This window comes from Methylobacterium aquaticum (assembly GCF_016804325.1).
Classification (GTDB): domain Bacteria; phylum Pseudomonadota; class Alphaproteobacteria; order Rhizobiales; family Beijerinckiaceae; genus Methylobacterium; species Methylobacterium aquaticum_C.
The window spans coordinates 3,611,661-3,624,526 of the sequence record NZ_CP043627.1; the positions used below are offsets into that span (position 1 = coordinate 3,611,661).

The following is a 12,866-nucleotide window of genomic DNA, read 5'->3' on the forward strand; positions in this document are numbered from 1 at the left end:
CTTCACGACGCGACCGAGACGAAGCGCTGCTGGCGGAACGCCATCACGCCCTCCTGGCCGCCCTCAAGACCGAAACCGCTGTCCTTCACGCCGCCGAACGGCGTCTCCGGGAACGACGCCGACCAGTGGTTGACCGCCAGGGTTCCCGCCTGGACCTCGCGGCCCAGGCGCTCAGCCGCCGCGAGGCTGCTGGTGAACGCGTAGGCGGCAAGTCCCAGGCTCAGGCGGTTCGCCTCGGCGATCGCCGCGTCGAGACCAGCGCAGGGCGCGAGGACCGCCAGGGGGCCGAAAGGCTCCTCGTGCCAGGCCCGCGCCTCCGGTCCGAGATCCGTCAGCACGGCGGGCGCCTGCCAGAAGCCCGGTCCCTCGGGCGCGCTCCCCTCGCTCAGCGTCGCCCGCGGCCGGGCATCGGCTAGGAGGGCCCGGATCGCGGCGGCGCGGCGGGCATTCTGGAGCGGGCCCATCTGCGTGCCCGCCGCGAAGGGATCGCCGACCTTCAGCGCCTGCGCCGCGCCCACGAAGGCATCGGCGAAGCGGCGATAGGCGGGCGCCTCGACGAGGAAGCGGGTCGGGGAGGTGCAGACCTGGCCGCCATTGCGGTACTTCGCCGCCGCGCCGGCCCGGGCGACCGCTTCGACGTCGCAATCGGCCAGCACGATCACCGGCGCATGGCCGCCGAGCTCCATCACCATCCGCTTCATCGTCGCGGCGCAGAGCGCGGCGAGGTCCTTGCCCACCGACGTGCCCCCGGTGAAGGAGAGCATCCGCAGGCGGGGATCCGTGGCGAGCCTGCGCCCGATGGCGGGCGGGTCCCCGAACACCAGGTTGAGGACGCCGGGCGGCAGGCCGGCCTCCGCGAAGGCGCGGGCAAGGATCAGGCCCGAGGCGGGCGTCGCCTCCGACGGCTTGAGGACGATCGAGCACCCCGCGCCGAGCGCACCGGCTATCTTGCGCGCCGGGGTGATCGCCGGCGCGTTCCAGCCCGCGATGGCGCCGACCGGCCCGACCGGCTCGGAGAATGCGGTCAGGCGCAGTCCGGACGTTCTCGGCGGGATGTCGCGGCCGTAGAGACGGCGGCCCTCCTCGGCGGCCCAGTCTATCATCTCGCAGGCCGTCTCGGCCTCCGCCTCGGCCTGCGCGAGGGGCTTGCCGAGTTCGAGCGCGATCAGCCCGGCCCAGTCGCGCCTGTGCGCCCGCAGCCAGCCGGCAGCGGCGCGCAGGATGCGGCCGCGCGCGAGGGCCGGCGTGTCGCGCCAGCCCGGGAAGGCGTCGTGCGCGGCCTCGATGGCGCGGTCGAGGTCGGCCTCGTCCGCCACGGGCAGGTGTCCGAGCACCCGCTCGGTGCCCGGATCGACGACCGGCACGGTCGGGCGCTCCTCCGCCCCGATCCAGCGGCCCCCGACGACGAGGGCGAGCGCCGGATAGGCCGCCTCGGCGTCGCGGCGGGCGTTCGGGCCCGGCGCGCCGGTCACGGCCGGCGCTCCGACAGGATGCGGTCGAGCACCGGACGCAGATGCCCGAGGAAGCCCTCCGGGTCCTCGCTCATCGGGAAATGGCCGATCCCCGGCATGATCACCGCCTCCGAGCCCCGGATGCTGGCGGCGGCCGCCCGGGTGTCGTCGGGGGTGCAGCTGTAGTCGTATTCCCCGGTCAGGAGGTGGACCGGGCACCGCGCGGTGTCGATCTCCGACAAGCGCCCCCGGATGTCGCCATCGACCTTGTAGAAGTAGAGGTCTCCCTTGAAGACCCCCGGTCCACCCTGCATGTAGTGCCAGAGCGTCTCCCAGCGGTTCTCGTCGCTGGCGGCCGGCCCGATCAGGCCCGAGACCACGGCGGCCGAGACCTCGCCGTGGACGTCGGGGCGGTGGAGCCACTGCGTGTCGTAGTAGGGCGCGACGTGGCCGCCGGATTGCAGGCCGATCACCGCCCCGAACCGCTCGGGGTGATCGAGGGCGAGGTGGAGCACGATGCGGCCGCCGATCGAGCAGCCCATCGCCACCGGCCGGTCGAGGCCGAGCGCGTCGGCGACGCCCAGGATGACGTCGGCGTAGTCGCGCGAGGTGAGGCGGTACTCCGTCTCCTCGTGCCAGCCCGCCGGCGGCGAGGACTTGCCGTGCCAGGGCAGGTCGAAGGCGATGACCCGGAACCGCGACAGGATCCCCGGATCGTTCATGACGCCGCGCCATTGCCGGCTGTCGCTGCCCGCGGTGTGGAGGCAGAGGAGCGGCACGCCCTCCCCGGCCTCCTCGACGTAGACCCGGTGCGGCTTGCCGAGGAGATCGACGCGCAGGTAGCGGCCGGTGATCGGCTCGTAGACGGGCGCGCTCATGCGGGGCTCCTCGGCGCGCCGAGCACGCCCTTGAAGTAGAACAGGTTGGCCATGAAGGGATGCATGTCGCCCTCGACCGCGAGGCGCCCGAACCGGATCATCGCGAAGAGGTCGTGGAAGCCCGGGGGCGGCGACGGCGACCAGAAGGTCCGCCAGCTCTCGGCCGAGGCGCGCAGGGCGAAGGTCCAGCGCGCCATGACGAAGGGCCCTTTGCGCACCTCGTCGACGCGCCCGTCGCGGATGCGCACGAGCCAGCTCTCCTCCCCGACCCCGATGAGGAAGGTCGTGTCGACGAAGCGGCCGCGATGGACGAGGCGCTCATCCGCGTTCACCCGCTCGGCGAGGTGGTCGATCATGGTGTCTCCCCGGTCATCGGATCTCCGATCCTGGTGTCCTCACGTACCCGCACGACGGCGTCGACCGCGACGACGCCCTCGCCCTTGCGCCGCACGACGAGCGGGTTGATCTCGGCCTCGACGATCTCGGGGCCGCAGGCCGAGAGGGCGACGATGGCGTCCGCGAGGGCGTCGAGGTCGCCGCGCTCCCGGCCGCGATAGCCGGCGAGCGCCCGCAGCGCCTTGACCTCGTCGATCATGGCGACCGCCTCGCGGCGGTCGACGGGGCCGAGGCGCAGGCTGCGGTCCTGATGGATCTCCGCCAGGATCCCGCCGGCCGCCAGCATCACGACGAGGCCCGCCTCCGCGTCGCGGTGCACGCTCAGCAGCACCTCGCCGAGCCCGGAGGCCATCGCCTGGACCAGCAGCCGCTCGACCGCGAGGCCGGGGCGCGCCCGGGATACCCGCCCGGCGATGCCGGCGGCGGCGTCCCGGAAGGCGCCGTCGTCGCGAATGCCGAGGGCGACGCCGCCGAGCTCGGTCTTGTGCAGCACCTCGGCCGAGAGCAGCTTGACCGCTACCGGATAGCCGATCGGCGACGCCGTCGCCCCGGCCTCCACCACGGCGTGGGCGGCGACCGGGAGGCCGAGGCGGGCGAGCACCGCGTAGCCCGCGGCCTCGTCGAGGAGGCGCGGCTCTCCGCTTGCCTGTCCTGCCTGGGGAGGAAGGGCCTTGGCGGGGCGCCGCCCGAACACCGCCGCGATCGCGTCGCCGCAGGCTTCCGGCGTGCGGAAGGACGGGATCCCCGCCTCGGCAAGATGCGCGAGCGCCTGCGGCGCGTCCGGGGCCGCGAAGGCCACGAGCGGGCGCGCCGCAGCCGTCGCCGCCGCGGTGATCGCCGGCACCAGCAAGTCGGGCTGGAAGCGGGCCGAGGAGCCGGCCACCGCGACCACGAGGTCGAATTCCGGCGCCGCCAGGAGGGTGTCCAGCGCCGCCGACATGACCGCCGGGCGGGTACCGGCGAGCGTGAGATCGAGGATCCGGCCGCGCGGCGCGACCACGCCGCGCTCGTTCAGCCGCGCCATCGTGGCCTCGCTCGGCACCGCGGCCTCGATGCCGCGCAGGCCGAGCTGGTCGACCACCATCGCGGCGCCGCCGCCGGTGGTCGTCACCACCGCCACCTTCGGCCGCAGCGGCCGCTCCGGGACGCCGACCCGGCGGACCAGCGGGATGCCCTCGATCAGGCCCTCGAGGGTCTCGACCCGGGCGATGCCGCAATCGCGCAGGAAGGCGTCGGCAATCCCGTCCTCGCCCGCGATGGCGCCGGTATGGGATTGCGACAGCTCCGCTCCCTGCGCCGACCGGCCGAGCTTGTAGGCGATGACCGGCTTGCCGCGCGCCGCCGCGGCGACCGCGAAGCGCCGGATGTCGGCGCCGTGGGTGATCGTCTCGAGGAACAGCGCGTAGGCCTCGATCGCCGGGTCGTCGAGGGTCGCCGCGCAGATCTCGCCGAGGCTGAGATCGACCTCCGAGCCGGTCGAGACGAACCCCGCGAAGCCGAGGCCCTTGGCGAGGCCGCGCGACAGGATCGCGCCGATCATGCTGCCCGAATGCGAGGCGACGAACACGCTCCCGCGCCGGATCTCGGGCTCCGCGAAGGCGCCGTTGGCCGTCAGGCTCAGGCCCGTCGCGACGTTGACGATGCCGATGCTGTTCGGCCCGAGGAGGCGGGTCGGCCCGCCGGCGAGGATCCGGCGCAACTCGGCCTCGCGGGCGCGCCCCGCCTCACCCTCCTCGGCAAAGCCCCCGGCGAGCACCGTCGCGAGCGGCACGCCGCGCGCCGCGCAGGCCGCCACCGCCTCGAGCGCGCCCTCCGTCGGCGTCAGGATGAAAGCGTGGTCGGGCACCTCCGGCAGGGCGCTGAGGGAGGGATAGGCCCGCAGCCCCTGCACCGTCGCGCGGCGGGGATTGACCGGATAGACCACGCCGGAAAATCCCGCCCGGCGCAGGTAGGCGAGCGGACGCCCGCCCGTCTTGGTGGCATCGTCCGAGGCGCCGATGAGGGCGACGCTGCGCGGATGCAGCAGGGACCGGCCGAGGCTCGGGCTCATGCGTCGCCCCCTACTCGGCCGCCTGCGCGGCGGGTCCGGGCCTAGGCGCGCGCTGGTCGAAGCGGCGGTCGAAGACGTGCTCGGCGATACGGTTCTTCAGCATCTCGATCGAGCCGCCCGCAATCATCCAGCCGCGGGTGCGCCGCATGCAGTACTCGGCCAGCGCCTCGGTCGAGTAGCCGAGGCCGCCCATCACCTGCACGGCCTCGTTCGCCGCCTCGAAGCCGGCCTGGTTGCAGGCGAGCTTCGCCATGGCGGTGTCGGCGGCCGAGGGCAGCTCGCCCTCCCGGGTCGAGGCGGCCCGGTAGAGCAGGAGCTGCGCCGCGTCGAGCTTCACCGCGAGCTCGGCGAACTTCCATTGCAGGCCCTGGAACTCGCAGAGCGGCCGGCCGAACTGGCGCCGCTCGAGGGCGTGGTCGCGTGCCAGGGTGAAGGCGTAGCGGCCGAGCGCCAGCGCCCGGGAGGAATTGCCGAGCCGCTCGACGTTGAAGCCGGCGATCTGGCGCTTGAAGCCGCCGGGCCCGAGCAGCACGTTCGCGGCCGGGATGCGGCAGTTCTCGAAGTAGAGCTGCGACCATTCCTCCCCGCTCATGAAGGCGGAGGGCTTGCCGATGGTGAAGCCCGGCGTGCCACGCTCGACCAGGACAGAGCCGATCCCGCCCACCCCGGGCCCGAACCGGACATAGACCAGGAAGACCGACGCGTCCGGGCTGTGGGTCGAGAAGACCTTGGCGCCGTCGATCACGTAGTCGTCGCCGTCCTGGCGGGCGCGGGTCTCGAGGTCGGTGGCCGCCGAGCCGGCGCCCGGCTCCGACATGCCGAGGCTGATGACGCTGCGCCCGGCCAGCAGGTCGGGCAGGAACCGCGCCTTCTGCTCGGGCGTGGCGTACTCGACGAAGGTGCGGATCGGTCCGAAATTGCCGGCCTGGATCACGTCGGCGCTGCGCGGGCAGACCGCTGCGACCTGCTCGATGGCGATCACCGCATCCATGAGCGTTCCGCCCTGGCCGCCCTCCTGGGGATCCATCGTGATCCCGAGGAGCCCCTGGCCGGCGAGGAGCTGCGCCACGTCGAACGGGAAGCGCGGGTCGTGGGCGCGGGCGAGCGCGCCCGTCCGCAGGTGCTGCTCGGCGAAGCGCCGGACGGAATCGGCAAAGAGCGCCTGCTCTTCGGTCAGGGCGAAATCCATGGAATCCTCGCGTCGGCCCGGCGGGCGGGCGGCCGATGGCTCGGCGCAGTGGCGACGAGAGCCCCTTTCGATCGCGTCGCCATCGAAGCGGGCCCCGGTCTGTGATCCTTCGGCATCGTCCGACGAAGCGGTGCCTGCTTCCTCGGAAATGCTCTCGCGGACCGCATCATCGCCGGTGCGGTTTGCTCCGCAATTGAGCAGGCGTTAAGCTGGCATGAGTTTTACGCGGGGATCCCCGCCGTCCTGAGACCTTCAAAGCCGCGATGTCGCGCCGCATGCCGCCCCTCAACCCGCTGCACGTCTTCGAGGTCGCGGCCCGGCTCGGCGGCTTCGGCCGCGCGGCGGGTGAGCTGAACGTCACGCAATCGGCGGTCAGCCGGCAGATCGCGGTGCTGGAGGGGTTCCTCGGCGTGCGGCTGTTCCATCGCGAGCGGCACGGCGCGACCCTGACCGAGGCCGGCCGGCTCTACGCCGCCGAGATCAACGAGCCCTTCGCCCGGATCGCCGCCGCGACCGCGCGCCTGAGCGACGAGAAGGTGGGCGAGACCCTGCACGTGCGCGCCTACGCCACCTTCGCGACGAGGTGGCTGATCCCGCGCCTGCCCTCGCTCAAGGCCCGCTACCCGCGCCTCGACATCCGGCTCTCCAACATCGTGCGGCCGGTGGACTTCACCCGCGAGACGGTCGACGTCGCGATCCAGCTCGGCACCGGGCAATGGCCGGGGACACGCTCGGCCCTGCTCCTGCCCGACGTGATCCAGCCGGTCTGCAGCCCGGCCCTCGCGGCCGGCCTCGCCGGGGGCGATCCGGCACTCCTTCGGACGCGCCAGCTCCTCCACTCGTATTACCGGCGGCGGGACTGGCCGGACTGGCTCGCGGCGGCGAACGTTCACGACGTCGATGTCGGGCGCGGCATGGTGTTCGAGAGCTCCGTCCTCACCTACCAGGCGGCCGCCGAGGGTCTCGGCGTCGCCATGGGGCAGGTCCTGCTGCTCAAGGACGAGATCGCGTCCGGCCGGCTGGTGCCACTGTTCGACCGCCCCGTACGGCGCGATCTCGGCCTCTACGCGGTCTGGCCGCTCGACCGGCCGTCCTCGCGCAAGCTCGACCTCTTCCTCGCCTGGCTCGAGGCGGAGGCCGGCCACGCCGCCTCCGCTGAGATTGCCGGCGCGCGCCCACTCGGAACGCCCCGGGCGGTCACTGCGTCGTGACGAGGGGGCAGCCGCCCTCGGCGAGGGGCCGGAAGGCCTGCTCGCCCGGCACGGTCTCGAGCAGCTTGTAGTAGTCCCACGGATATTTCGATTCGGCCGGCGTCTTGACCTGGAACAGGTACATGTCGCGGACGACGCGGCCATCGGCGCGCAGGTGGGCGTTCTTTGTATAGAAGTCGTCGATCGGGATCTCGCGCATCTTCGCCATCACCGTCTTGGCGTCGTCGGTGCCGGCGGCCCGGATCGCCTTGAGGTAGTGGGTCACCGCGCCGTAGACGCCGGCCTGGAGGCTGCCGGGGGCGCGGCCGTCGAACCGCGCCATGAAGCGCTTCGACCAGGTCCGGGTCGCGTCGGTCATGTCCCAGTAGAAGCTGTCGGCGAGAAGGAGCCCCTTGGCGCTGTCGAGCCCGAGGGCACGGATGTCGGGCAGGTTGACGAGCAAGGCCGCCAGGCTCTGCCCGCCGCTCGTCAGCCCGAACTCGGCCGCCTGCTTCTGCGCGTTGATCATGTCGGTGCCCGCATTGGCGAGCCCGATCACGTCGGCGCCCGAGGCCTGCGCCTGGAGCAGGAAGGAGGAGAAGTCGGACGAGCCGAGGGGATGGCGCGCCGATCCGATCACCGTGCCGCCATTGGCCTTCACCACCCGGGAGGCCTGCGCCTCGAGCGCGTGGCCGAAGCTGTAATCGGCGGTGAGGAAGAACCACTTCTTCAGGCCGCGCCGCACCACGGCGCCGGCCACGACGTTGCCGAGCGCGTAGTTGTCGTAGGACCAGTGCAGGCCGACGGGCGAGCAGGCCTTGCCGGTGAGGTCCGGGGTGCCCGGGCCGGTCGCCAGGAAGATGCGGTCCTTGTCGCGGGAGATCTGCTGGACCGAGAGGGCGACCGCCGAGGATACGACTTCGGTGATCGCATCGACCTTGTCGACGTCGTACCACCGGCGGGCGATGGCCGAGCCGACATCGGTCTTGTTCTGGTGATCGGCGGCGACGACCTCGACCGGCACGCCGGCGACGGTGCCGCCGAAATCCTCGACCGCCATCCGGGCCGCCAGGACGGCCCCGGCCCCGACATTGTCCGAGTACGGACCTCCCATGTCGGTGAGGACCCCGATCCGCACGACGCCGTCGGACATGGCGGCGCGGGCCGGTCCGGCCAGTGCCAGGGCGACGAGGGCCGCCAGCGCGCAGCTCCGCATGATGATCACATCTCCCGAAAGGAATCGCCCGCGTCGTCCGCGTGCCGGGGAGCTCGCATCTCGCGGGCGGGGCAGCGCAGTCCGGGCTTGGCGCGATGGGGGGCGTTTCGGCCGCGCGAGACAAGTTCGGATTTGGAATGACCGCGTGACCTGCGCGCACGCGGTGGTCTCCCGGTCCCACGCGGCCGGTCGACTTGGTCCGAGTGCGATCGACGTCTCGCGACAAGCGCGCCTCCGACGATCGCATCGCAAGCTCATCACGGCATCGCACAGCTCAGCCGACGGGAAGAGCCACGCCGTATCACTTCGTCGGGGTGCCGAGCGGGCCGACCCGAAGCCCTAACCGCTCCAAGACCTCGCGCAAGCGCTCCGTTCGCGCGGACTTTCATGAACTTGGGCCGTATCTTGCCGTGTACCGACCTCATCGGTAACTCACTGTCATAGCCTCCCTTGCTCGCAACGAACGCATCAGAGGTTTCCGTGAAACCGAGAGAGGATCAGCGTCGGATTTCCTGCAGGGAGCGGACCTCTCAGCAGGTATTATCGAAAATCTGCAAAGGGTCAGGAGTTCGCGTTTCGCTTATTAGGCCATGCACCACGAGCGAAACCCAAGTCTCGGCCGAAAGCCGGACCTTCTCTTTGCGCTCAGCTCAGTCGTTTGAAGCGTCTCAGTTCGAACCCGTGAGCGGCCGCATGCTCGTTCGCGGCTGAACCGTGGCATGGCCGAGCCAACTGGACGCGGCAGAGCAGCGAGCGAGCACCCCGGAGGCTTCGAGCGACGTTCGTCCTCGCCTTCTTTTGTCGATCGTGCGATTTCCGGTTGATCGCTCGGCGATTGCTTCTCACTCGCGTTCGCGAGGCGGGAAATCGGCTTCGCTCAGGTGTGTGGAACTGTAGGCTCAACCGCGCGGGCTGGTCATGCGGTCTCCGGAGGGAATCTACCGAAGACCGTATCAGACGGCGCAATAGCGCGCCTGGATCTCGGGATCGGCCCGCAGGTCGACGGCGGGACCATGGTAGACGACCGCGCCACCGTCCACGATGTAGACGCGGTCGGAGACCTCCAGGGCGAGCTCGACGTTCTGCTCGACGAGGAGGATCGTCGTCCCCGCTCGCTTCATCGCCACGAACTGCTCGAACATCTCCTCGACGAGGATCGGCATGATCCCTTCGGAGGGTTCGTCGAGGAGCACCATCACCGGCTCGGCCATCAAGGCGCGGGCGATGGCGAGCATCTGCTGCTCGCCGCCGGATAGGGTGATCGCCTCCTGTTTGAGGCGCTGCTTCAGCCGGGGGAAGGTCTCGGCGATCACCTCGATCCGGCGGGCCTCGTCGCGGCGGGAGGCCCGCTCGCCCTTGGCAGCGAGGATGCCGAGGCGCAAGTTCTCCTCCACCGTCAGCCCCGGCACGATACGCCGCTCCTCCGGCACGTAGGCAAGGCCCCGGTGGAAGCGCTCGTGCGGCGGTCGGTCGAGAATGTCGGCGCCGGCGAAGGTCACACGCCCCTCGCGCTTGGGCACGAGACCCATGATCGACTTCAGCGTCGTCGTCTTGCCCGCGCCGTTGCGGCCGACCAGGGTCACGATCTCACCCCGGCGGACCTCCAGGGAAATCCCCTGCAGGATGTGCGAGTGGCCGTACCAGGCCCTGAGGTTCTGGACCGCGAGCAGCGGTTCGGTTCCGGCGCTCATGCGCTCTTGCCCAAATACACCCGGCGCACCTCCGCATGGGCGCGGATGTCGTCGGGGGTGCCTTCCGCCAGGAGCTGGCCCTGGTGCAGCACGACGAGACGGCGGCACAGGCCCATGACGAGCTTCATCTTGTGCTCGACGAGAATGAGGGTGCGGGTCTCGGCGAGGCGCTGGACGAGGTCCATCATCTCCCGGGTCTCCTCCGGGCTCATCCCGGCCGTCGGCTCGTCGAGGAGCAGCAGGGTCGGCTCGGCCGCGAGCGCCACCGCGATCTCCAGGGCCCGCTGCTCGCCGTGGGCGAGTTCCCGGGCGAGGCGGTCCATCCGGGAGGCGAGGCCGACTTCCGTGAGCAGCTCCTCGGCCCGCTCGGTGAGCACGGGGTAGGCCGAGCGGTGGCGGAAGAACGCGAAGCGGACGCTGCGTGCCTGGGCCGCGACCCGGACGTTCTCGCGCACCGTCAGCTGCGGGAAGACGTTGGTGATCTGGAACGACTTGGCGATGCCCATCCGGGCGAAGTGGTGTGGCGGCGACCCGGTGATGTCCCGCCCCCGGAACAGCACGCGTCCCTCGCTCGGCGGGAAGGCGCCGGAGATCAGGTTGAAGAAGGTCGACTTGCCAGCTCCGTTCGGCCCGATGATCGCGGTGATGCCGCCCTCGGGGAAGCCGACGGTGACGTCCGACAGCGCCCGGAAATGCCCGAACCGCTTGCCGAGCCCCTCCGTGGCGAGGAGCGGCGGCGGAGAGGCGACGGCGGCGGGGGAGGCCGCCAGGGGGGCTGCGCTCACCATCCGGCCCTCCTCAGGCGCGCCATCACCTCGCCCCAGATGCCGAGCGGCAGGAACAGCACGAAGGCGATGAAGATCGCTCCGACGAGGAGCTGCCAGTGGCTCGTCAGCGTCGCGAGCCCGTCCTGCAGCAGCGAGAAGGTCGCGGCGCCGACGAAGGGCCCGAAGAAGGTCCCCATGCCGCCGAGCAGCGCCATCATCACCGCCTGCCCGGAGGTCGCGTAATGCATCGTCTCGATCGGCACGATCGAGAGGTGGATCGCCTGAAGCGCTCCGGCGAGACCGCACAGGGCGCCGGAGAGGATGAAGGCCACGAGCTTCATCCGACGCACGTCGTAGCCGCAGGCCTGCGCCCGCCCCTCGTTCTCGCGGATCGCCTCCAGGGCCGCGCCGAAGGGCGAAGACAGGAGTCGCGAGAACAGCCAGACCGCCGCGCCGACGACGGCGAGCACCGCATAGTACTTTACCATCGGGTCGAGCAGGTTGAGGGTGAGGCCCGGCAGGGCGAGGTTCTGGACGTTGATGCCGCGCAGGCCGTTCTCGCCGCCGGTGAACGCCTCGGCGCGGTAGAAGGCGTAGTAGACGCACATCGAGAGGGCGAGCGTCGTCATCGCGAAGTAGATGCCCCGGGTGCGAATCGCGAGCACGCCCATGACGGCGGCGATGAGGGTGGCAAGCAGCGTGCCGGCGACGAGGGCGAGCGCCGGATGCAGCCCGTAATGGACGATGGCGATGCCGCTGCCATAGGCCCCTCCCCGAGGAAGGCGGCGTGGCCGAAGGAGAGGAGGCCCGTATACCCGAAGAGCAGGTTGAACCCGAGCGCATAGAGCCCGAGGACGAGGATGTTCACGGCGAGCGCCTGGTAGGGCGCGATCCAGGGAAAGACGAGAAGGAAGGCGAGCGTCAGGGCGACCCTGTGACGGCTCGCGAGCGCCAGCCAGCGGCCGGAGCCGGGCCGGGCCGAGGTCCGTGCGCCGCCCTTCGCCAGCGCCTGTCCGGGGGCTTTCGCGCTCATCCGAGCGCCCCCGCCCGGCCGAGCAGGCCGCGCGGCCGCACGAGGAGAACGAGGGCCATCAGGGCGAAGATCGCCATCTTGGTCATGTCCGGGGCGACCAGCGAGGTCATCGCCACGACGATGCCGACGATCATCCCGGCGAGCACCGCGCCGGCCAGCGAGCCCATGCCGCCGACGACCGTCACCACGAAGGCCTCGGCGAGCACCGGGATGCCCATCTCCGGCGTCACCCCCTGGAGCGGCGCGGCGAGGATGCCGGCGAGCCCGGCGAGCGCACAGCCGAGGCCGAACACCGCGAGCCAGACCTTCGACATCTCGATGCCGAGCACCTGCACGATCTGCGGATCCCGCGCTCCGGCCCGGATCACGAGGCCGAAGGAGGTGCGCTCGATGAACAGCCACAGAGCGCCGACCACCACGAGGGAGAAGGCGATCAGGAACAGCCGGTACAGGGGGAAATAGCCGATACCGATATCGACGGCCCCGCGCAGCTCCGGCGGCGCGCCGAAAGGCAGACCCGTCAGGCCGAAGGCAATGCGCACGCTCTCGACCATCACGTAGGACAGGCCGAAGGTCAGGAGCAGCGGATCGTCGATTCCGCGCCCGTAGAGCGGCCTGACCAGCACCCGTTCCACCACGAGCCCGAGCAGCCCCATCGCCAGCGGCGCCGCGACGAGGCTCACCCAGAAGTTTCCCGTGTAGCCGTAGAGGAACACGCCGACATAGGCGCCAGCCATGAAGAAGGCGCCGTGGGCGAAGTTCACGACGTTCATCAGCCCGAAGATCAGCGACAGGCCGATCCCCACCAGCACGTAGATCGCCCCTAGCGCCACGCCGGTGACGAGTTGGAGGGCGAGGAGATCGAGCGGGAAGCCCGCGAGGGTGATGTCGTTCACCGGGGCGTCCTCCTGGAGCATCGGCCGACGCGATGGCACGCAGCCGTACGGCTCGCACACGCAGAGGATCCATCGCGAGCCTCCCCCCCGCCCGGACGACGGGAGCGCC

At 71.3% G+C, this 12,866-nt stretch carries 10 protein-coding genes and 1 pseudogene; 1 reads left to right on the forward strand and 10 read right to left on the reverse strand.

Annotated features, from left to right (window positions below):
- Window positions 1-2: 2 nt before the first annotated feature.
- Genes F1D61_RS16365 through F1D61_RS16385 form a run of 5 tightly spaced genes read right to left on the reverse strand, consistent with a single transcriptional unit; the run spans window position 3 to window position 5,964 of the window.
- Window positions 3-1,472, reverse strand: coding sequence for an aldehyde dehydrogenase family protein (locus F1D61_RS16365; protein WP_203152768.1), 1,470 nt, complete (start codon window positions 1,470-1,472; stop codon window positions 3-5).
- Window positions 1,469-2,329, reverse strand: coding sequence for an alpha/beta fold hydrolase (locus tag F1D61_RS16370; protein ID WP_203152769.1), 861 nt, complete (start codon window positions 2,327-2,329; stop codon window positions 1,469-1,471). Before F1D61_RS16370 ends, F1D61_RS16365 begins: the two co-directional genes overlap by 4 nt.
- Window positions 2,326-2,685, reverse strand: a complete 360-nt coding sequence (locus F1D61_RS16375) for a hypothetical protein (protein WP_203152770.1) — start codon at window positions 2,683-2,685, stop codon at window positions 2,326-2,328. Before F1D61_RS16375 ends, F1D61_RS16370 begins: the two co-directional genes overlap by 4 nt.
- On the reverse strand, window positions 2,682-4,775 hold the full coding sequence (locus F1D61_RS16380; protein ID WP_203152771.1) for an acetate--CoA ligase family protein: 2,094 nt from the start codon (window positions 4,773-4,775) through the stop codon (window positions 2,682-2,684). Before F1D61_RS16380 ends, F1D61_RS16375 begins: the two co-directional genes overlap by 4 nt.
- A 10-nt stretch (window positions 4,776-4,785) precedes the next feature.
- On the reverse strand, window positions 4,786-5,964 hold the full coding sequence (locus F1D61_RS16385) for an acyl-CoA dehydrogenase family protein (protein ID WP_203152772.1): 1,179 nt from the start codon (window positions 5,962-5,964) through the stop codon (window positions 4,786-4,788).
- Between the two features lie 275 nt (window positions 5,965-6,239).
- Between F1D61_RS16385 and F1D61_RS16390 the strand changes: the two genes are divergently transcribed.
- Entirely contained in the window at window positions 6,240-7,175 is a 936-nt protein-coding gene (locus tag F1D61_RS16390; protein ID WP_203152773.1) for a LysR substrate-binding domain-containing protein, read from the forward strand.
- Here the strand turns inward: F1D61_RS16390 and F1D61_RS16395 are convergent.
- From F1D61_RS16395 to F1D61_RS16415, 5 genes and pseudogenes are all read right to left on the reverse strand, one after another.
- Entirely contained in the window at window positions 7,162-8,370 is a 1,209-nt protein-coding gene (locus F1D61_RS16395) for an ABC transporter substrate-binding protein (RefSeq protein WP_203152774.1), read from the reverse strand. The genes F1D61_RS16390 and F1D61_RS16395 overlap by 14 nt on opposite strands.
- Window positions 8,371-9,323: 953 nt before the next feature.
- Window positions 9,324-10,061 carry an ABC transporter ATP-binding protein gene (locus F1D61_RS16400; protein WP_091754621.1) on the reverse strand — a complete coding sequence of 246 codons (738 nt, stop codon included), beginning with the start codon at window positions 10,059-10,061 and terminating at the stop codon, window positions 9,324-9,326.
- Window positions 10,058-10,849 carry an ABC transporter ATP-binding protein gene (locus tag F1D61_RS16405; protein ID WP_203152775.1) on the reverse strand — a complete coding sequence of 264 codons (792 nt, stop codon included), beginning with the start codon at window positions 10,847-10,849 and terminating at the stop codon, window positions 10,058-10,060. The genes F1D61_RS16400 and F1D61_RS16405 overlap by 4 nt, the downstream gene beginning before the upstream one ends.
- Window positions 10,843-11,861 (reverse strand): annotated as a pseudogene (locus tag F1D61_RS16410) (branched-chain amino acid ABC transporter permease). The gene F1D61_RS16405 and the pseudogene F1D61_RS16410 overlap by 7 nt, the downstream one beginning before the upstream one ends.
- Complete coding sequence (locus tag F1D61_RS16415; protein ID WP_246775372.1) at window positions 11,858-12,757, reverse strand: branched-chain amino acid ABC transporter permease; 900 nt, start codon at window positions 12,755-12,757, stop codon at window positions 11,858-11,860. The pseudogene F1D61_RS16410 and the gene F1D61_RS16415 overlap by 4 nt, the downstream one beginning before the upstream one ends.
- Window positions 12,758-12,866 lie beyond the last annotated feature (109 nt).

Coding starts and splice junctions, on each gene's coding strand:
- F1D61_RS16370 (WP_203152769.1), bottom strand. CDS start 2,329: ATGAGCGCGCCCGTCTACGAGCCGATCACCGGCCGCTACCTGCGCGTC.
- F1D61_RS16375 (WP_203152770.1), bottom strand. CDS start 2,685: ATGATCGACCACCTCGCCGAGCGGGTGAACGCGGATGAGCGCCTCGTC.
- F1D61_RS16380 (WP_203152771.1), bottom strand. CDS start 4,775: ATGAGCCCGAGCCTCGGCCGGTCCCTGCTGCATCCGCGCAGCGTCGCC.
- F1D61_RS16385 (WP_203152772.1), bottom strand. CDS start 5,964: ATGGATTTCGCCCTGACCGAAGAGCAGGCGCTCTTTGCCGATTCCGTC.
- F1D61_RS16390 (WP_203152773.1), top strand. CDS start 6,240: ATGCCGCCCCTCAACCCGCTGCACGTCTTCGAGGTCGCGGCCCGGCTC.
- F1D61_RS16395 (WP_203152774.1), bottom strand. CDS start 8,370: ATGCGGAGCTGCGCGCTGGCGGCCCTCGTCGCCCTGGCACTGGCCGGA.
- F1D61_RS16400 (WP_091754621.1), bottom strand. CDS start 10,061: ATGAGCGCCGGAACCGAACCGCTGCTCGCGGTCCAGAACCTCAGGGCC.
- F1D61_RS16405 (WP_203152775.1), bottom strand. CDS start 10,849: ATGGTGAGCGCAGCCCCCCTGGCGGCCTCCCCCGCCGCCGTCGCCTCT.